This window comes from Psychroserpens ponticola (assembly GCF_023556315.2).
Lineage (GTDB): Bacteria > Bacteroidota > Bacteroidia > Flavobacteriales > Flavobacteriaceae > Psychroserpens > Psychroserpens ponticola.
In genome coordinates this window covers 1,980,708-1,999,082 of sequence record NZ_CP116221.1, presented here as the reverse complement: position 1 = coordinate 1,999,082, position 18,375 = coordinate 1,980,708, and the positions used below count along the sequence as shown (strand labels likewise).

Genomic DNA, 18,375 nt, shown 5'->3' with positions numbered 1-18,375 from the left:
AGAAACGATCCAGTAGGAAATTCCGCTAGGAATTTCCGAGTACACACAAACCAAGCAATTGGTTATACACGTTGTTGTGCACTGGCTAATATTTATAAATAGCAATTAATCCCTCTAATTCAAACAGTCTAATTTTCGTCAGTTCAAATTTTATTAATCTTCTTTCTACTGGCCATTTATCAGGATTTTTATTTAGGAACGATTCCATTAGTTTTATTTGAGCGTCTCTATATCTTTTCCATTCGTTTTGTGAGTCAACCACAATTTTATTATCATCAACTATTTTTAATAATTGCTCATATTTTTTTTTCATAACAAGCTCACATTCTGTAGTAGCTTTTTGAATGCAAGGAATAGCTTTTTCAATATCAAATGGTTGTATTGAATCCATACAATCATATAATTCTTGTTCAAACGGCATTGGTGCATCTTGCGAGTGAGATATTCCAAAAATAAGCATACAAAAAATAGTCAGTTTTATAATTTTATTTTTCATATCAAAATATTATAGATTTCATTTTTAGATGAGCTAGCTCAGGCTTGTGTACAACGTGTTCGTGTATGGCTTGTTGCGTTGGCGAGAACTAAGTTAACAAAAGAAAACGAACCAGAGGAAATTCCGTAGGAATTTCCAAGTCGGCTAGAACCAAGCAATTGGTTATACACGTTGTTGTGCCTCGTTTTTATTCAGTTTAGTAATTCCAATTATTTCAGTTAACTTATTCAATCCATTTTTTGATATTAATCTAAATGCTAATTCCGTGAAAATAAATCGAAAAACAATTATGAACATTAAAGTCGGGATTATTAGTGATAATATTGCTTTTGTTTCCTCTGTAAATAACGCAATTGAAAATCCAATTAAAGGGAATAAATATATAATAGATAGCATTATCCGAAATGCTTTATGAATTCTTATTTCGAGAGATCCATTTTGTGATTTTATTTTTCCCTCCAAAACACAAAATGCTCCTCGTCCAGGTTTAGATGAGATTATTTTAAATCCTTTTTCATTTACTTGTCCGATAAACGCTTTTTTAGTCCATTCGGAAGTTAGCGAGTCAGAAATCAGAGTGTTGTTTTTTAGTTCCGACATTGCACTTAAACTATCTTTAGTAAGTTCAAATTCATAATTTTTGGTCGGAAATATTTTCATTTAGTGTTCAGTTTGGAAATGTGGCACAACGTGTTTGTGTATGGCTTGTTGCGTTGGCGAGAACTAAGTTAGCAAAAGAAACCGAACCAATAGGAAATTCCGATAGGAATTTCCGAGTATACACATACCAAGCAATTGGTTATACACGTTGTTACCTGTAGTTGTTTCACTTTTTTATTTTCCTTTTGGATTTTATTCCGACTACTTTTTGTTCTAAATTTTTTTTATTCCGATTGAGTAAGCAAATCAATCAGATGATTAGTTTTTCTAAAACCTAGTGAATTTACTTATAACAAGTTCCGTTTATTTTTTAATTCATACTTTTTATATGTTTCAAAATATTCATTTTCCTCGAAAAAATAATTTACGATATGTTTGTATACTTCTTTTTCAGTTGAGACAAGTATTTCAAAATCACCAGGTCCAGGTCCAGGAACCCATTGCCAAACTTCTAACTTAAATCCAGTTTGTTCTATAAAAACTCCTAAAACAGGTGCGTCAGTCTCAAACTGTTCTTTTTTTGGAACTAATTCATTTTCAGTGTTTTCAAATTCAGCAAAAGGCTTCGTTATTTTCCACTCAATACAATTACCAATTGTAGATAATGGTTTACACACCATAACAAGATCTCTTTTCTTTCCAAAGAGTACTAATCCTTTTGACTCTAATTTATCGATTGTTTTTTGAGTTAATGTTTTCATTATAATTTTAGCGTTTCGTATATCTTATATTTCGCTATTTTCAGTTTAGATGTTTTTAGATTTGAGTGAGTTCCATAATTACAGGTAACGGTTTTGTGTATGATTAGTTACGGAAAAGGACGTAAGTCATTTTCCGATTTGTAGCTAAGTTAATTAATTATTGTGAATTTCCGATTGGAAATTCCGCAGTAATTAATTATACACGTTGTTAGCAACTGTAGTGCAGCACAAGTCATTGGTAAATCACAGAACTAGCGATATACTTCACAGCAACCGAAAGAGAATGCTATAACTAACATTAGCTGATACTCCCAAGAAACCGTTGATTTGGCAAAAGAGAAAAGTCCATAATAGCATTTAGGTTGTACCACAGGAATACTAACGAACACCTTTTTTGGATTTAAGAACGATACAGAACGCTAGTGATAATTCGGCTGACAAGCGAAAAAACAATTTTAAATGATAAAACATATTATTCTAAAAATAAATTGTTTGCCATTTAAGTAATCAATTTTCTTGAGAGTTTCTTTGCAATAACTTAATAAACAAAACCAAACCAAAAAGCGTTTAGTTCTCCAAAAAATGATAAACGAAAATCTTAAATGAGAAATTTTGAGATTTTTGTATTTAAAACAATAGTTCAAATAGAGTGGTGCTGTTGAATTTTTGCACTATTGTTGTTAACGTGTTTGTGTATGGTTAGTTGCGTGTTAAAGCAACTAATTTAGTAAACAAAAACGAACGCGAGAAAATTCCGAAGGAATTTTCCAAATAAGCACTTGCCAAAGCAATGAATTATACACGGTGTTGGCAAATCGTTGTTTTTCAATTTGGCATTTCTTTAAAAAAATTATCAAATTTCAAAATAATTATTTCATTCCCATTGTTTTTATTTGACTCAATAAAAATGAATTTGTCGTTGAAGTATTTAATTTCAAAATCATTGATTGAATATTCTTTTTTAACACTTTTTTCTAAATTCTGAATGTTTTTTAAATTAGTTGGTAGTGTAGAATTATTAACATAATTAAGAAATTTAGCCATAGTTCCAATTCCTAAAATTCCAAATGAAAGTATTAATGAAAAATGTGAAATGTATGCAAATACTATATATTTCCGAACATATTCAGTTACATATTTATGATAATTCAAACTGTGTTTGTTGTAAAAATAAAAAACTGAAATTGAAATTATAGCTAACGCACAAGCTGTCAAATCGAAAGCGTTAAATTCAATATTTGAGAAGTTCTTTTTAATTAGAAATATATATACAATACTGAAAATAGCTGAAATTATTCCTGTAAAAAAGAATATTCTTACAGGTGCTAAATCCTTTTCAGGTCTATAATTAGAATCCAAAATTAGTGATATAAACCAATATAAAAATGCAGAAATAAATATAAAAATAAAAGCAGAAGATAAAACCAATAATCCGTCAGAAACTAACTGAGTTATAGAAAAAAACCGGATAAAACTTATGTCAATATTTGCTAATTCAATTAATTGCCAAATTCCACCAATAAGTGTTGGAAATACCAAAAGCAGGATATGATGCTTTTTCAAAAAATTATAGACTTCAATATAAGTCTTTTTGATATTGCTAATATTCTCTGATTTACGATTTCTCATTTAGTGTTGCATTCAATGTTTGCCAACGGTCTTGTGTATGGTTAGTTGCGTGTTTAAGCAACTAATTTAGTAAACAAAAACGAACGCGAGAAAATTCCGAAGGAATTTTCCAAATAAGCACTTGCCAAAGCAATGAATTATACACGTTGTTGTACCTAGTTTTGTTCTTAATCGCCAACAAACTACCTTTACCAAAACTAATAACATGAACAAAGAAGTATGGCAAAGTCTTCTTTCTTTAGAAAGTCAAGAGTATGTTAAAAATATATATAAGAAAATTTTTGATAATACTTTAAACACAAGACGAGCTAAAGAGATTAATTCCTCAGCGAAACAAGCTCGAGAATATTTCCGAAATGCGAATAATGCAAGTTTTTCAGTAAGACCATTATTAGTTTTTTACGGTGTATCAAGTTTAAGTCGTGCTTTAACTTTATTTATGAAGCAAAGAGGTGGGGAAGAAGGTCTAACAGCTGGTCATGGTTTAACAACGGAAAGTTGGTCGAATGAATTATCTGGGGATTTAAATCTGACCCTTAAAAAAATAGGTGATTTAAAAGTTAAAACTACTGCAGGCCTGTTTACAGATTTTATTAATACTACCGAAAATATTATGTCTTTCCATATTAGTTCTTCAGGTGTTGACTGGATAACAACATATCCAATTCCTCCCCAAGACCAAACAATTACATTTGGACAAATTCTTTCAAGATTACCGGATTTAGCTCAAGATTTTAAGCAATTAAAAGATAAAGCACTTTATTCGACAGTTAATGAATTTAAATTATCAGAAGATGTTGGTTTTAAGTGTAAAGTTCGTCAGAAGGAATTGGAACCATTCAAAAAATGGTTTTCAGATAATGGATATAAAATGTCAGAGGTTTCAGGTTGGACAACTATAACATCTGATATTGATAACTTTAATTCTCATAAACCACAATTTATCCATTCTTATGTTCAAAAAACATTTGGTTCTATTCCAGGTCTTTATGTTAGCAAACCGTTTGACAATAATGTACGTTATTCACAACTCGGAATGACCTTTTTGGCATCTTACTTTTTGGGAATGTTAGTTAGATACTATCCAACACATTGGACTCAATTGATAAATGGTGGTGTTGGCGATAATTATTGGCCAGTCATTAACAGACTTCAAGGGTATGTTGAAGAATCTTTTCCAGAATTAGTTATAGAATTAATTTTAGAAATGAGCAAAATAGAAAGATAATATTAGGTATTCAGAAATTATTAACGTTGCTGAATCTTGTTTTTTGTGTCAACAATAGTCATCTATCGAATCTTCTCCATGCCATTCAAGTCCTAATGCTAGGTTGAAATATTTTTGTGCTCCAATTAAGGTAAAAAATGTGCCTAAACTTTCGTGAATAAACTTTTCATTTTGAATATAAACTTTTGCTAGCGCAAATGGTTTCATACTATCACTAGTCGTTAATACAACTAATTCGCTTTTGTTTTCTGATAATTCAGAGTGTTCAACCGAAGATTTGCCATATTGATTTATGGAAAAGGTAGTTCCTTTAGTCAGACTTTTCTTGTAACTCTCGATTGAACTATCATTTGTTTTAGCTGGACAATTTGGAAACTCGCTTTGGGTTTTCCAATTTTTTTGAATTGCATTATATGTTAGAGAATCAGTTAGTGGATTTTCCTCAACATAAATTTCAGTTTGTTTATTAAGATTTGTGAATATCCATTCTCCTAATTGACCTCCTTTTGGTATTTTACCCTCTTTAGCCCAATTTTCTAAATTCTTTCTAGTATAGTCCGATTCTTCCTTGGTAACCGTTCTCATCCAGTCAAAATTTTGTTCAAGTTTTCCGTCAATTGGTTTGGATGGATTTACCAGGAAATTGTCAATACTTCCGTATTTTAAAATTATTCTTGATAGAGTTATGGGATTGAGCAAAATGTTTTCTAATCTCGTTATCCATCTTAAGTTGTCAGGTCTATTATTTTTCCTGTTAGTGTCAATATGGTCAACGACGTGTTTTTCTGAAGGTTGTTTCCCATGATAAGCAGTCGCTACAATTCTATGAACTTTTTCCGATGCAAAATTCCAATAACCATACTGTTTATCAGGTGTACCGAAAGTCCATTTTTCATCTAATGGTCTTTTTCTTTTGTTTCTTCTTTGTAATCTGAAAATAGAACCGTTTTCTCTTACACGATAAGTTTCACCACGATATTCGCAGATTTTTTCAGGTTCATTTATGTCAAATAGATTGTACAAACTTTTCTATTATAACTTGGCTCTAAAATTAGGTACAACGTGTTTGTGTATGGCTAGTTGCGTTGGCGAGAACTAAGTTAGTAAAATAAACCGAACCAGTAGGAAAATCCGAAAGGATTTTCCTAGTACACACAAACCAAGCAATTGGTTATACACGTTGTTGTGGCACGTTTATTTCGATATTCTAATGAGTTTATTAGTAGTTGGATTTACATAAAAAGTCATTTGTCTTGAATATGGAAGTTTAACAAATTGTCCATACCATTTGCCCCAAACGTCACCATTTTCTTTAATTTCTACATCTTCGCTCTTTGCTACATACCAGAATATACAATCACGATATTCATCCAAATATTTTGGCTGAATTCTTGTTAAAAACTCAGAATATATAGAATCAAAATCTTGACCTAACTTAGAATTTAACCATCGTTTTACTAAAGTTGTGTCTAAATATGTTTTATGATAATTTTTATTACGCATAGATTCCTTTAGAGGAAGATTATCAAAATCAACGTTTTCGCTAGAATTTCGATTATCTGAAAAATCGCCATTTGACTTATATTTTGCCCTTGAACCTGATGCTTTTCTCAATAACCACTTGCTCATATGTTATTTATTCTATTTTTTATTTCGTTTAGTAATTTATTCTGTTCAAGATTTTTATCATATTCTGCTTCTTGGTCAAATATATTATCCTTTCCAAAAAAGAGCTGACTTTCATGATAGTAATATAATGCCCAATTCAGACTTCCGTCAAATATTGTCAGGTCAGTATCCCAAAACATTCCTTCCCAATATTTAATTACCATTTTCCAAGTTAGCATTATTGCTTGTCCAGAATTATCAGAATCTACAAACACATATTTGTCAAATGGGATTCCAAGATTGTAAAGCCATTTTTTAATTTCAGAATCACAGTTTTCGTAGACTTGAAATTTATTTTCGGTTTTGAAATAATCTTTAGTAAATGGACTCCAATCAGTACCAGTTGAGTAACCCAACATTTTAGAAGAATTCAAATATTCCTTTACAATTTCAGTTCCTTTTTTATTCAGAAAATAGATTTGGTCTTTATGTTCTTCAGAAATTTTTTCGGCATCTTCTGGTGACCAAAGAAAAGACCAACTTTTTGGAAAGTCAGTTTTAAATTCCGCTATATTTTCTTCTAAAACGTTCATTTCTCTAATGTGCTACAACGTGTTTGTGTATGGCTTGTTGCGTTGGCAAGAACTAAGTTAACAAAAGAAACCGAACCAGAGGAAATTCCGTTAGGAATTTCCAAGTAGGCTATAACCAAGCAATTGGTTATACACGTTGTTGCCTCACGTTTTTTATTCTTTTTCCATTTTCGATGGTTTTGGTGGTGGCGGAATTTGTCGAAAATAATCAAAGAAAACTCTTAATTCTAATGTGTCATGAGTTTCCTCTTTTATTTCGTCAAATGTGCGTGTCAATTTAATTAATATTTCTTTCAGTTCTTTTCCGTTTTTACTCGTATCTATCGTGATTTCTACAAGTGCTTTTTTAGGTGACTGAGCATATCTAAAGTTTTCATCTTTATTCAGATAATGTTTTTTTAAAATCCGTTTCAATTCTGATATTGAATATCCTCCGTCTTTTAATATCGAGTCAGATGTTATTGGGATTACATTTCTATATTTTATTAGTCCTCCATCGTAAAAGTAAGGTGTAATTCTTTTTTTTAATTTTCCATCATCAAATTCCACAATTAATTTTTTATTATTCTCGCTGTAACTTCTAACTATATTGGTTATTTCTCTAAAATTTAAAGTGGTTGTGTCAAGTCCAACTAGTTCAAAAGTTTCTTTTTGTAATTCTCTGTCAGTTGGGTAATTTCTTATTTCAGTTGTTTTGTTTTTACAACTCAAAATCAGAAAGATTGACAATATGTAGATGATTTTCCTCAAATGTGTGGCAACGGTTTTGTGTATGGCTAGTTGCGTTGGCGAGAACTAAGTTAGCAAAAGAAACCGAACCAATAGGAAATTCCGATAGGAATTTCCGAGTACACACAGACCAGCAATTGGTTATACACGTTGTTGGCTGTAGTATTTTATTTCCATTCCTGATTAAACCTTAATTCATATAACATTTCATAAACTCTTTTTAATCCAAAAGATCCAATCATTCCGTCGTCTTTTATAATTTTTGTTTTTCCGTTATCATACGTGACTCTAAGTGTACAGTAGCTCGAATGCATTGCTCCAGAAGAATATTCTTCATCTAATTTTGTGAAATCTAAATAATTAATAATATCAAATATTTCTGAAACGTGTTTTTCTGAAATTATAGATTCGTATTTTCCGTTTATATCACTTGGTTCCAAATTATATGAGTAGTTTTTATCTATCCAATTATAATTAGTAGCATCAAGTTTTCCGCGTCTATTTTTATTAATGGATAAATTGAATTCAGGACAGCCTGCACCACAACCATGAGCAGTAAATTCTACATTTTCGATGTCATAACTTTTGATATTATCATTATACTCAATAAAACTTTCAAATTTATGAACTACTGATGTAATTTTCTTTATAGTTACTTTTTCTCCATGAACAATTTTGTAACTAATTGGTCTATGTAATTCTATTCGAGAACCATTTTCGTCGTTTAAGATTTTTGGAACTAATGATTCCGACATTGTTATAAAATTTAGATCAATTGAATTTATTGAATCATTGCCATAATTCATTAAGGAATACACACTAAAATCACAAGATATATATCCATCACAATCAGCCATTGCCATGCAATTGTGTCTGTCTCCAATTATTAATAAGTCTGTGAATCCATTGTTGTCAAAATCTGATTTATAAAAACTCTTATTAATTTTTAATGAATCGGCAACTTTTTTAGTTAAACTATCAACATCAAATCTACAATCTCGATTAAATTCATTTATTTTTTTAAGTTCAAACTCTTCAAATTTCCTATAAATTCTAACAGAATCTTCGGATATTTTCCGTTCAAAAAATGGATAATTTAGTTTGTTGACAAATGCTTGAACTTCATCTTGAGAATTTAAACTGTCAATTCTTGACGATATTATTTCTGCTTTCACAAAATGAGGTTTAAAATCTTGTTTAGTTTTTTTTTTTTGACAATTACTAAACAATAAAAAGAGAAAAAAACATATTAAATATCTCATAGTTTGATGTGAGGTCATATTACAGCCAACGTGTTTGTGTATGATTTGTGCGACTGAGAATCCGCAGGATTTTCCGTCGTAGCGAATCATATTGTTAAAGATATAAATTTAAAAATGAAACACAATTGGAGCATTGATTATACACGTTGTTATAAACTGGTAGGACAGATTCGAGTAATCACGACAAGACAAGAGCGTTGGAGCATGAGTAGGCTTTTAAGTTTAGCTATAAATTTCCTAATAGATAAAAAAACATCCAAGATTAGTTTTCTTTACCTTTCGAAAATATAGAGTTTGAGTGATCAACTTTCCCATTTGAGTGAATAATTCCGCAAACTTTCAAAACCATTTACAAAAAAAAACAAATTTAGCCTAGAATAGTTTTTTGGTCAATACTTCTTTAAAATTCAAAAAAAAATCGCGAAAAAAAACCAGGCTTTTTTTCGCTACAATTAGTTGTCATTAAAAGCAGAGAATTTTAAACTTTTTAACTTCAGAGTTCGAGTAAGCTTTCCATTTAAGAGTTTGAGTAAGCAGAAGTTCGAATGATTAAATTTTAGTAATCCAATTTTCTTAGGAGTTACGATTTAGGAGTACTTGTTTATAACGGTTTTGTGTATGGCTAGTTGCGTTGGCGAGAACTAAGTTAACAAAAGAAAACGAACCAGTAGGAAATTCCGATAGGAATTTCCGAGTACACACAGACCAAGCAATTGGTTATACGCGTTGTTGGCTGTAGTTTTTTATTCTTTTTCGCAAGTTTCTTTTTCAAGGATAACTTTATACCTATTCATATCTGATTTACTAACTGTCATAAAAGTCAATATTGTTATGCCGTTTTTGTCTTTCATTCCGTTAGCAAATAATATGTTCTTACTTGCCGTTTTTTTGGTGTCTACACACTTTTTTAAAATTTCTAAACCTTTTTCCTTTTCCTTTTGTGAAGGTTTGAAAGGTTTGAATTTTTCTCCAGATATGATTATGGTTGAATTTTCTAATTCTTCTTTTGTTGGTTGAAAATCTGGAAGCTTAGGTGCTAACTGGTTAATAGGAAGCATTAAATATCTTTTGTCAGTTTTTAGAGTTTCCACCGTAAAACTTGATTTGTTTTCATTGTTGGTAATAAAAACATTCAGTTTGTTTTCAACTAATTGACAATTATTGAATTCCGTTTTATTCAAATCGAATCCTTTGCCTAGTAGTTCAAGTCGTAATTGTTTTACACTTAGAGTTAGTTCTTTTTTTAATGAATCTTTTATTGTCAAAAGCATTTTGTCTGCTTCTTCAGATTTTGGCCAATGCATTATTTTCCTCTGTTGTTCTATAGGCATAATCAGATTTTCAAATCTTTCATATTTCTCTGTCTTTATGATATTTAAAACCTCTTTCGAGATTGAGTCACATTGACCTTGAAGGTTCATTGTAATTAAACAAAAAAGTATGATAAAAGTAATTCGTTTCATTTTTGGATAAATTACTGCCAACGGTTTTGTGTATGATTAGTGGCGTGTTTAAACACCTAATTTAGCAAATAAAAACTGAATAGAAAATCCGCGAGGATTTTCGTAAGTAAGCGAGGACTAGCCATTAATTATACACGGTGTTGGCATTTCGTTTTTTTATTTCAGAGTGCTTTTCTCCAAAAATCCATATATCCATATTCAGTCCAAAATTTTTCTAATTCAGAATGTTTTAGAGATTTAGGATTTTCTTCAAAGCTCCATAATTCTCCAAATTTTTCTTTAGCAACTTTTAATGGTCGTAGAAAAACATCTGAACTTCTAACTTCAATTGTGCTTGTGTCATTGTGATAAGCTCTCCATTTTACAGCACTTTCGGTTTGCCAATCTTCTTTTGTTCCACCAACCAGAATATATCTGAATTTTGATACAGCACCAAAAATTCGTTTTTTTTCAAGCGGATTTTCTTTGAAATATCTGTCCCAAGATTTTACTTGTTCAATTGAATGATTAAGTTCAGAAGTCGGTTCGTTCTTTTTTGTAAATAATTTCATTTTGGGTTTCTCAACTTCAACTAAAACCCATTCTGGACCACTTGAATTGTCATTTAGCCAAGCAAAGTCGCATCTGAATTTTCCGCCAAAAGATATTTCAGAAAAATTTGGTGAAATTCCGTATTTTCTTGAATATAACTCATAAAATAAAAATGAATTATTTTTTAATATTTTAAGAAGTTGAGTTTCTGAATCTTCGTTAAAAGCCTTTATTAAGTCTTTCTCAACATTTTGTAAATCCCAAGTACTCATAATTTATAAATTATTAAAAGCTGAAATAATTTCTTGGTATGTTGTTGAATTATCGAAAGTATGTAAAACTCCTCCTTTATGTGTTCTTTCTTTAAGTTCAATTTGTTCTGTTGAATGATTATAAGACATTGCATATCTGTTGTCTTTAACCCAAAACCAAATCATATTTGCTGGACTACCATTATATTCTCTAACTTCGATTTCTCGGTCAGATTTCCAGACTATTGCTCCTAATAAAGCAAGAGAAACACCTTCAACATTTCCTGCGTGATGGTCAGCTCTATCTAAAACTCCATTTAAGTATTTTTGTAATGTTTCTATTGAGTCAATTGAAATTGCCATATTTTAGTTTTATTGTTTAAATTTAGTTCGGTGTCAATTGAATGCCAACGGTTTTGTGTATGATTTCGTTGCGTGTTTAAGCTACTAAATTAGTAAACTAAAACGAACCAGAGGAAATTCCGAAGGAATTTCCAAGTAGGCTAGAACTAGCAATGAATTATACACGTTGTTGGCAACTGGCTTTTATTCCATAATGTTCCAACCAAGCCAACGGTTCAGTTAATTTATGTTTATTAAATTCTAAATGTATTACTCGTCTTTTCTTTCCGTTTGTTGTTCTGTTCGATGCGTGTAAAGTCAGAGGTTTCATTAACATTGCTCCACCTTTTTCCACTTCACAGATAAATTCGTTTTCAATATTCCAATCTTTTGAGTCCACTCGAACAATTCCGTTCAAGTGAGATTTTGGAATGACTTTTAAAGCTCCATTATTTTTGTCCGTTTTGTCTAAATGAACTCGGATTGTAATCGTGTCTTGCAAAATTTTAATTGGTGGTTGAACTCCGTTTTGTCCTTTTTTAAATGTCCAATTCACATAATTTTCCAAATCAGCTTTTTTGTCAACTGAAATGCTCAAATCTTGGTGATAAGCAACAAACCAATTCGATTCACTTGGTTTGTCAAAATAAATGGCTTTGGTCAGGAAATATTCGGATTCGGAAAGGTCAGAAATTAATTCAGTTAGTTTTTTGTTAAACAACAAATCACTCAATTCAGGAACATTTTTGATTAATTGTCTAATCGCAAATAAATCCTTTGTTTTCATAAATGAATTTCCATCTTGTTCAGCATTTTCAATACAAGCTAAAATTCGGTTTATTTCATTCTCCGAATACAAGTCAGTTAAAACGGAAAACCCATTTTCTTCAAGTTCTATTTTGTTCCTTGCGTAGTTCATTTTTCAGCTTGTAGCCAACGGTTTTGTGTATGGCTAGTTGCGTTGGCGAGAACTAAGTTAACAAAAGAAAACGAACCAGAGGAAATTCCGTTAGGAATTTCCAAGTAGGCTAGAACCAAGCAATTGGTTATACACGTTGTTGTAAAACGTTTTTTAATTTTGGTTTCCATTTTTTCAATTCCGCTAACATTTCATTTTTAGTATTTTCTAAATGTTTCTTATCGACGTTTAATTTATCTAACGAATCGTAATATTCAACAAAAAGTCCGTAAATATTTTCAAATCCTACGCTATCGTAACAAAATTTATCAGATTCCGAATAAAAGTCATAGCAAGAAAATGCATTACTTTTAATTTCAGAAACTCCTTTTATAATATCTTTTTTATCGTTCAGTATTTCGTCAATTATTCCGCTTGAATAGAGTAGTCCTGCGTCTCTTTTGGTTGGAATTTCAATATTCAACTCTTCTATTGTCCATTTTAGATATTTTCTCAATTCAGATATTTCGTCAGTTCTTTTCATTGCTGCTAAAATTCCAAGGTATTTTGAGTCATAACCATCTAAAAGTCCTGCAATAGCAAGTTCAGGATATTCCATTTCAGAGAGATATCCGCAAACGTATTTTCCTAAATATTGATTGAAGTTCATTGGTTTCGCAAATGTTTTACAACGGTTTTGTGTATGGCTGGTTGCGTTGGCTAGGACTAAGTTAGCAAAATAAACCGAACCATTAGGAAAATCCGTAGGATTTTCCGAGTATACACAAACCAAGCAATTGGTTATACACGTTGTTGTGCACTGTTAATTTTTGTTCTTAGCTTTCATTTGAGGTTTACCAACTTTTTCCAATTTTATATTCAGTTCCTTTCTTCTCCTTTCAATTTTCTTAGGTTGTATAAAAACAAAATCAAATAATGCTTCAATAACTTCAATTAACCATTCTGCTTCTCCATTTTCAACAGGGACTATTTCTCCTGTATTTATATCTTTCGTTGGATGTGCTGCAAAGTTGCCAATATTTCTAAGAGCATCCACAGAATCAGTAATATGGGAAGGAATGCCTGGAAGGTCTATAAATTCAGCAATTTCTTGAGCTAATGTTCTTTTCTGAATTTTAAATTCTTCTCTCAAAATACTTTGTAATAATCTTCGATTGAGAGCAGCTGAAGCTTTTGGACTTAAAGACAATATCATTAGAGATTCTTCATAATCTTCTAAATATTGTTTGGGAATATCTTTTATGTTTTGAAATTTAGATTTACTCGGATAAATCATAGTTTCAGTTTCCGACTCAAGTTTCCAATTGATTTGTTTAATTCCAGAATATTTTTGTTCAGAAAGTTTGACTACTAATTTTTCACAATTCGGACAATGAGTAACATGAATTTCATGCATAATATTTTTATCAGGTGTATTAAATACAACTGATTCCCAATCGAAATTTACTTTTGCTGAACAATGAGTACAAAGCATATTTTATCTATGTTATTAGTTTTAATTAATTATTGTTTGCTGTTTGGCTTTAATTGTGCACAACGTGTTTGTGTATGGCTTGTTGCGTTGGTAGGAACTAAGTTAACAAAAGAAACCGAACCAATAGGAAATTCCGATAGGAATTTCCGAGTACACATAAACCAAGCAATTGGTTATACACGTTGTTGCCAACTGGCTTTTTTCAATTAATAATCTTGAATTAAAACTTCAGTAGGAATATGTAGAGTAGTGTTGAGTTTTCTAATCATATCTAGAGTCAGTTTTCTTTTTTTATTCAAAATTTCGCTAACTCTGCTTTTAAATCCAACAACTTCTGCTAAATCCTTTTGTTTCATTCCCATTTGTTCCATTCGGAATTTAATTGCTTCTATTGGGTCAGGCATTCCGATTGGGAATTGTTCATTTTCATATCTATCAATCAAAATTGACAGGATTTCCAATTCGTCTCCATCTTCCGTTCCTTTTTTTGCATCAAAAATTTCCTCAAGTCTGTTGAGTGCGTTTTGATAGTCTTTTTCGTTTCTAATTGGTAATATTTTCATAATTAGATATTATTTGCGTCAATTTTATCATATTCAGCGTGAGTTCCGATAAACCTTATCCAGCATATTCCGTATTCAAAATTAAATTTTACAATTAAACGATAATTATTACCTTTAATATTGTAAACAATTCGATTGTCTTTTAAAATACTAGCACTCGGATATTCACTTTTTAATTCGTTAATATTGTTCCATTCGGATTTTTCAGTTTCTCTATACCACGATTTTAATTGTTCTTCACAATCAGCGTGTTTTTCCCAAAAATCTCGTAAAGTTCGTTTTGCAATTACTCTCACATTATAATTGTTTGACGCAAATATAATAAAAAAGTTACCAATTTGGTAATTAGTTCAATTTTTTTAGCTTGTTGGCAACGGTTTTGTGTATGATTAGTGGCGTGTTCCACGCACCTAATTTAGCAAATAAAAACCGAATAGAAAATCCGCGAGGATTTTCGTAAGCAAGCTCTAACTAGCCATTAATTATACACGTTGTTGTGCGTAGGCTTTTTTTCGTTTCAGATGATTTCTTTTTTGTTCAATCAGCTAAAAAATCCGACACACTTTTATTTCAGTCAATTTATTAATTTTTGTTCTAAAATCTCAAAAAAATCCGTTCTGTTTTGTATTCCGAACGTTTTGACATCCAGTTTTTCAGCCCGAACCTTTTCGGCTCGCTGAATTTTCGATGCAAGGACTGAACTTTTGGCAATTCCTTTCAGCGTGCAGTTCAGCCGTAATGTTTGTCGTTTCTGTTATTCAGCCGAAACTTTTCGGCTCGCTGAATTTTCGATGCAAAGAACAGGTTTTGGGCAAATCCTAAATTCCGCTTTTTTCCGCACGTTTTGTAATTCCGTTCGAGTGATAAATTCCACGTAATTTTTTCAATTTCATTTTCGGTTTCAATTTTCAGTTTTTGTTCTTAAAAATCAAAAAATTTTCGATGTATTTCGGATTTTTCTTGGTCTGTTCAGCTTACGCACAACGTGTTTGTGTATGATTTCGTTGCGTGTTTAAGCACTAAAGTTAGCAAATAAATCACAGATAGAAAGTCCGCGAGGACTTTCGTAAGTAGGCTATAACTAGCAATGAATTATACACGGTGTTGGCACCAGTTTTTTATTCAATTTCATATACTCGCTTTCTGAAAACTTCTTCTTTTAAAATTAATTCATTTTCGATAGCATATTCTAAGGTGACTGATTCTCCATTTGAATTATAAAATTTCCATTCGTTCGTCAGATTTCCGCATTTTAGATTTGCTCCACCTTCGCAAGTATTTTCAATATTTTTTGAGCCATATTCATAAACTCCATTTGCTTTGATTTTATTATTTGAATAATAATAGCTCCATTCTCCAATTTTGAACTCATAATATGCTGTAAAAGGTACAACTCCACATACAGTATAACTTCCAGATGAAAATTTTCCTGAAGATTTGATTATTCCACTCTCATAAAATTCAGTCCAAATGCCGCTTCGTAATTCATTTCTTAAATTACCACTAATTTTTTTATTGCCACTTGGATAATACTCAATAAATAAACCGTTCTCAATTTTATCATTTGAATAGTTTAAAGTAAAACGCAATTGACCATTAGGATAATAATGACTTAATATTTTAGTTCTTTTTCCGTATGAGTTTTTATTCGCAGCATTATCAAGATAGGTGTTTTTATTCGTAAAATACTGTTCAATTTTTATTTGTCCGTTATCGTAAAAATCACTCCACACTCCATTTTTAACACCTAAAGAATCGTAATTTTCTATTTTTTTTGGTTTACCATTCTCATAATATGATTTCATAAAGGTTTTATTAGAAAAGACATAACCGTTTCTAGCAGTATCTAGTCTAAATTTAACACTATCTCTTAGTTTTCCGCTTTTGTAATAATTGACTCCTAAACCAGTTATTTTTTCATCTAAATAATTTTCGATTAATTCTAACTGACCATTTTCGTAATATTGGCGATACTGACCATTTAATTTACCGTTTTTTAATTCGAAAATCTTTGCAGGAATTGAATCATTTTTTTTGTAAAATTGAATCCATTTTCCATTGGATTCATCTTTTCTCTCAAGCTTATATTTATCTCTAATTAAATACCACGATATGTTGCTCCAATTCATATATTTTTCATCCTGACTTTCAGGATACAGAAAATATTCTTCGTTAGAATAAATGACTGATTCGATTTTATTTTGCGAAAAAGAATCCCAAAAGCTGAAAATCAGAAATATTAATAATATTGAACGGTTGATTTTAAATTGGTGCCAACGGTTTTGTGTATGATTAGTTACGGAAAAGGACGTAAGTCATTTTCCGATTAGCAGCTAAGTTAATTAATTATTGTGAATTTCCGATTGGAAATTCCGCAGTAATTAATTATACACGTTGTTGGCAACTGTAGCGACACATCTGAGTAATCACATTCAGATTAGAGTGTTGGAGCAGGAGTGAATTTTCATACATGTATGATAGATTTTTCTAATAAAAGAAAATTGTACAAAATTAGATTAAAGCTCCTCTTTAAAATAAAGAATTTGAGTGATCATCTTTTTACGTTTGAGTGATTATTTCCGCAAGCTTTCTCAAACTCAAATAAAAATTTTCTCAGAATAGTTTTTTAGTGAATGTGCCTTAACCTCAAAAAAAAAAATCGCGAAAAGAAAACCAGGCTTTTTTTCGCTACAATGAGTTTTAGAGTTTGAGTAAGCTTTCAACTTTAAGAGTAAGAGTGGCAATAGTTCCAAAGATGTAATTATAGTAACTCTGTATCACTTGGAGTTACAATTTCGGAGCTATTGTTACCAACGTGTTTGTGTATGATTTCGTTGCGTGTTTCAGCAACTAAATTAGTAAACTAAAACGAACCAGAGGAAATTCCGAAGGAATTTCCAAGTAGGCAAGAACTAGCAATGAATTATACACGGTGTTGGCAATAGTTTTTTAATCAATCGAAATTTCATAAATCAATAATTGTCTGTCGTTATCTTCGTCATTTGTCAATTCCGATTTCAAATTGCCTTTACGATAATATATTTCAATAAATTCAGGTAAATCCGTATTGTATTCTATAATGCAATAATATTTATCCTCATGCTCTAATAATTCTGTCATTTGTTTCTTTTCCTCATCCATAAAAACAATATCTGAATTCGAATAAATAGGAATGTTTTGTATAATACTTGTTTTCAAAAATGTGGTTTTAGTTTTTACTAAAGTCCTTTTATCATTGAGTTGGATAAAAACTCTAAAACTGAAAATTGAATCATTAAGTTTTCCATAATCTTTGTCAATTACATTTGCATTAGGAAATACTATGTCAGATTTTATAATCGATTTTCCATTATACTCATAACGCTTGATTGACAATGATTTTCCTATTAAATCTTTTCCAGTGAATTTAATCTCTCGGTATTTAATGCCTAAAAAATCAACTAGTTCAGTTGAGCTTTTGTTATCAATAATTTCGTTTTCTGAAATGTCGATATTATTTTGAGCGGTAATGTTATATGTAATTAAAAGAAATAAAATGATTATTATTTTTTTCATTTTTTATCTTTTTTTAGTGTTTGGTTTAATATCTGAACTTTTTTTCGATTTAGTATATTCACTTTAACAGAATCTAAAAAAACCTTGTGCAAAATATCTTCTTTTCTTTTAGAAAATAAAACAATCTCATTATCTTTAATTAGATATTTACCATAAATTGAGTCATAAGTCATACTAGCTTCGAGTAATAAGCTATAAGTATAGTCAGACCTTAAATCTAGAGACATCTGTCTAACATTTCTTTTTTGGGTTTTATAAGTTCCAAAAACTTCTTTCTTTTTAACTCCGCAAGAGTAAAATCCAATTATTAAGATTAATATAATTGAAGTTTTGTAGTTCATAGGGTTCTTAAATTATTGCCAACGTGTTTG

At 30.6% G+C, this 18,375-nt stretch carries 21 protein-coding genes; 1 reads left to right on the top strand and 20 read right to left on the bottom strand.

The window, feature by feature from the left end:
• Positions 1–85 precede the first annotated feature (85 nt).
• The 4 genes from MUN68_RS08965 to MUN68_RS08950 all read right to left on the bottom strand — a co-directional run bounded on the left by MUN68_RS08965 (position 86) and on the right by MUN68_RS08950 (position 3,486).
• A complete protein-coding gene (locus MUN68_RS08965) occupies positions 86–496 on the bottom strand; it encodes a lysozyme inhibitor LprI family protein (RefSeq protein WP_249997371.1) in 411 nt (136 codons plus the stop codon).
• 162 nt (positions 497–658) lie between these two features.
• Positions 659–1,156 carry a hypothetical protein gene (locus tag MUN68_RS08960; protein WP_249997372.1) on the bottom strand — a complete coding sequence of 166 codons (498 nt, stop codon included), beginning with the start codon at positions 1,154–1,156 and terminating at the stop codon, positions 659–661.
• A 287-nt stretch (positions 1,157–1,443) separates the two neighbouring features.
• Positions 1,444–1,857, bottom strand: coding sequence for a hypothetical protein (locus MUN68_RS08955; RefSeq protein ID WP_249997373.1), 414 nt, complete (start codon positions 1,855–1,857; stop codon positions 1,444–1,446).
• Positions 1,858–2,682: 825 nt separating this feature from the next.
• Positions 2,683–3,486 carry a hypothetical protein gene (locus MUN68_RS08950; protein WP_249997374.1) on the bottom strand — a complete coding sequence of 268 codons (804 nt, stop codon included), beginning with the start codon at positions 3,484–3,486 and terminating at the stop codon, positions 2,683–2,685.
• 205 nt (positions 3,487–3,691) lie between these two features.
• On the opposite strand from MUN68_RS08950, the gene MUN68_RS08945 reads away from it, so the two are divergent.
• Positions 3,692–4,714, top strand: coding sequence for a YaaC family protein (locus tag MUN68_RS08945; protein ID WP_249997375.1), 1,023 nt, complete (start codon positions 3,692–3,694; stop codon positions 4,712–4,714).
• A gap of 48 nt (positions 4,715–4,762) precedes the next feature.
• On the opposite strand, the gene MUN68_RS08940 is transcribed toward MUN68_RS08945, so the two are convergent.
• From MUN68_RS08940 to MUN68_RS08865, 16 genes are all read right to left on the bottom strand, one after another.
• On the bottom strand, positions 4,763–5,737 hold the full coding sequence (locus tag MUN68_RS08940) for an HNH endonuclease signature motif containing protein (protein ID WP_249997376.1): 975 nt from the start codon (positions 5,735–5,737) through the stop codon (positions 4,763–4,765).
• 171 nt (positions 5,738–5,908) lie between these two features.
• Positions 5,909–6,343 (bottom strand): hypothetical protein, encoded by a 435-nt coding sequence (locus tag MUN68_RS08935; protein ID WP_249997377.1) that lies wholly within the window; start codon positions 6,341–6,343, stop codon positions 5,909–5,911.
• Positions 6,340–6,915 (bottom strand): hypothetical protein, encoded by a 576-nt coding sequence (locus tag MUN68_RS08930; RefSeq protein ID WP_249997378.1) that lies wholly within the window; start codon positions 6,913–6,915, stop codon positions 6,340–6,342. The genes MUN68_RS08935 and MUN68_RS08930 overlap by 4 nt, the downstream gene beginning before the upstream one ends.
• A gap of 153 nt (positions 6,916–7,068) precedes the next feature.
• Positions 7,069–7,626 carry a hypothetical protein gene (locus MUN68_RS08925; RefSeq protein ID WP_272792450.1) on the bottom strand — a complete coding sequence of 186 codons (558 nt, stop codon included), beginning with the start codon at positions 7,624–7,626 and terminating at the stop codon, positions 7,069–7,071.
• Between the two features lie 185 nt (positions 7,627–7,811).
• Complete coding sequence (locus MUN68_RS08920; protein ID WP_249997587.1) at positions 7,812–8,819, bottom strand: DUF6438 domain-containing protein; 1,008 nt, start codon at positions 8,817–8,819, stop codon at positions 7,812–7,814.
• Between the two features lie 830 nt (positions 8,820–9,649).
• Positions 9,650–10,369, bottom strand: coding sequence for a hypothetical protein (locus MUN68_RS08915; protein ID WP_249997414.1), 720 nt, complete (start codon positions 10,367–10,369; stop codon positions 9,650–9,652).
• A 161-nt stretch (positions 10,370–10,530) separates the two neighbouring features.
• Positions 10,531–11,172, bottom strand: coding sequence for a Shedu anti-phage system protein SduA domain-containing protein (locus MUN68_RS08910; protein ID WP_249997416.1), 642 nt, complete (start codon positions 11,170–11,172; stop codon positions 10,531–10,533).
• Between the two features lie 3 nt (positions 11,173–11,175).
• A complete protein-coding gene (locus MUN68_RS08905; RefSeq protein ID WP_249997419.1) occupies positions 11,176–11,514 on the bottom strand; it encodes a hypothetical protein in 339 nt (112 codons plus the stop codon).
• A gap of 157 nt (positions 11,515–11,671) precedes the next feature.
• On the bottom strand, positions 11,672–12,412 hold the full coding sequence (locus tag MUN68_RS08900) for a phytanoyl-CoA dioxygenase family protein (RefSeq protein ID WP_249997421.1): 741 nt from the start codon (positions 12,410–12,412) through the stop codon (positions 11,672–11,674).
• Positions 12,413–12,539: 127 nt separating this feature from the next.
• Entirely contained in the window at positions 12,540–13,061 is a 522-nt protein-coding gene (locus MUN68_RS08895; protein WP_249997422.1) for a hypothetical protein, read from the bottom strand.
• 153 nt (positions 13,062–13,214) lie between these two features.
• On the bottom strand, positions 13,215–13,886 hold the full coding sequence (locus tag MUN68_RS08890; protein WP_249997425.1) for a DUF4145 domain-containing protein: 672 nt from the start codon (positions 13,884–13,886) through the stop codon (positions 13,215–13,217).
• A gap of 206 nt (positions 13,887–14,092) precedes the next feature.
• Positions 14,093–14,449, bottom strand: coding sequence for a helix-turn-helix domain-containing protein (locus MUN68_RS08885; protein ID WP_068449010.1), 357 nt, complete (start codon positions 14,447–14,449; stop codon positions 14,093–14,095).
• Between the two features lie 2 nt (positions 14,450–14,451).
• The gene (locus MUN68_RS08880; RefSeq protein ID WP_054729199.1) at positions 14,452–14,745 is read right to left on the bottom strand and encodes a type II toxin-antitoxin system HigB family toxin; all 294 of its coding nucleotides are present in this window, start codon (positions 14,743–14,745) and stop codon (positions 14,452–14,454) included.
• Between the two features lie 822 nt (positions 14,746–15,567).
• Complete coding sequence (locus tag MUN68_RS08875; protein ID WP_249997427.1) at positions 15,568–16,578, bottom strand: toxin-antitoxin system YwqK family antitoxin; 1,011 nt, start codon at positions 16,576–16,578, stop codon at positions 15,568–15,570.
• An 820-nt stretch (positions 16,579–17,398) separates the two neighbouring features.
• Complete coding sequence (locus MUN68_RS08870; protein ID WP_249997296.1) at positions 17,399–18,004, bottom strand: hypothetical protein; 606 nt, start codon at positions 18,002–18,004, stop codon at positions 17,399–17,401.
• The gene (locus tag MUN68_RS08865) at positions 18,001–18,345 is read right to left on the bottom strand and encodes a hypothetical protein (RefSeq protein ID WP_249997295.1); all 345 of its coding nucleotides are present in this window, start codon (positions 18,343–18,345) and stop codon (positions 18,001–18,003) included. The genes MUN68_RS08870 and MUN68_RS08865 overlap by 4 nt, the downstream gene beginning before the upstream one ends.
• Positions 18,346–18,375 lie beyond the last annotated feature (30 nt).

What these genes read in the sequence shown, in the direction of transcription:
- MUN68_RS08965 (WP_249997371.1), bottom strand. Translation starts at nt 496, where the DNA reads ATGAAAAATAAAATTATAAAACTGACTATTTTTTGTATGCTTATTTTT.
- MUN68_RS08960 (WP_249997372.1), bottom strand. Translation starts at nt 1,156, where the DNA reads ATGAAAATATTTCCGACCAAAAATTATGAATTTGAACTTACTAAAGAT.
- MUN68_RS08955 (WP_249997373.1), bottom strand. Translation starts at nt 1,857, where the DNA reads ATGAAAACATTAACTCAAAAAACAATCGATAAATTAGAGTCAAAAGGA.
- MUN68_RS08950 (WP_249997374.1), bottom strand. Translation starts at nt 3,486, where the DNA reads ATGAGAAATCGTAAATCAGAGAATATTAGCAATATCAAAAAGACTTAT.
- MUN68_RS08945 (WP_249997375.1), top strand. Translation starts at nt 3,692, where the DNA reads ATGAACAAAGAAGTATGGCAAAGTCTTCTTTCTTTAGAAAGTCAAGAG.
- MUN68_RS08935 (WP_249997377.1), bottom strand. Translation starts at nt 6,343, where the DNA reads ATGAGCAAGTGGTTATTGAGAAAAGCATCAGGTTCAAGGGCAAAATAT.
- MUN68_RS08930 (WP_249997378.1), bottom strand. Translation starts at nt 6,915, where the DNA reads ATGAACGTTTTAGAAGAAAATATAGCGGAATTTAAAACTGACTTTCCA.
- MUN68_RS08915 (WP_249997414.1), bottom strand. Translation starts at nt 10,369, where the DNA reads ATGAAACGAATTACTTTTATCATACTTTTTTGTTTAATTACAATGAAC.
- MUN68_RS08910 (WP_249997416.1), bottom strand. Translation starts at nt 11,172, where the DNA reads ATGAGTACTTGGGATTTACAAAATGTTGAGAAAGACTTAATAAAGGCT.
- MUN68_RS08905 (WP_249997419.1), bottom strand. Translation starts at nt 11,514, where the DNA reads ATGGCAATTTCAATTGACTCAATAGAAACATTACAAAAATACTTAAAT.
- MUN68_RS08900 (WP_249997421.1), bottom strand. Translation starts at nt 12,412, where the DNA reads ATGAACTACGCAAGGAACAAAATAGAACTTGAAGAAAATGGGTTTTCC.
- MUN68_RS08895 (WP_249997422.1), bottom strand. Translation starts at nt 13,061, where the DNA reads ATGAACTTCAATCAATATTTAGGAAAATACGTTTGCGGATATCTCTCT.
- MUN68_RS08890 (WP_249997425.1), bottom strand. Translation starts at nt 13,886, where the DNA reads ATGCTTTGTACTCATTGTTCAGCAAAAGTAAATTTCGATTGGGAATCA.
- MUN68_RS08885 (WP_068449010.1), bottom strand. Translation starts at nt 14,449, where the DNA reads ATGAAAATATTACCAATTAGAAACGAAAAAGACTATCAAAACGCACTC.
- MUN68_RS08875 (WP_249997427.1), bottom strand. Translation starts at nt 16,578, where the DNA reads ATGAATTGGAGCAACATATCGTGGTATTTAATTAGAGATAAATATAAG.
- MUN68_RS08870 (WP_249997296.1), bottom strand. Translation starts at nt 18,004, where the DNA reads ATGAAAAAAATAATAATCATTTTATTTCTTTTAATTACATATAACATT.
- MUN68_RS08865 (WP_249997295.1), bottom strand. Translation starts at nt 18,345, where the DNA reads ATGAACTACAAAACTTCAATTATATTAATCTTAATAATTGGATTTTAC.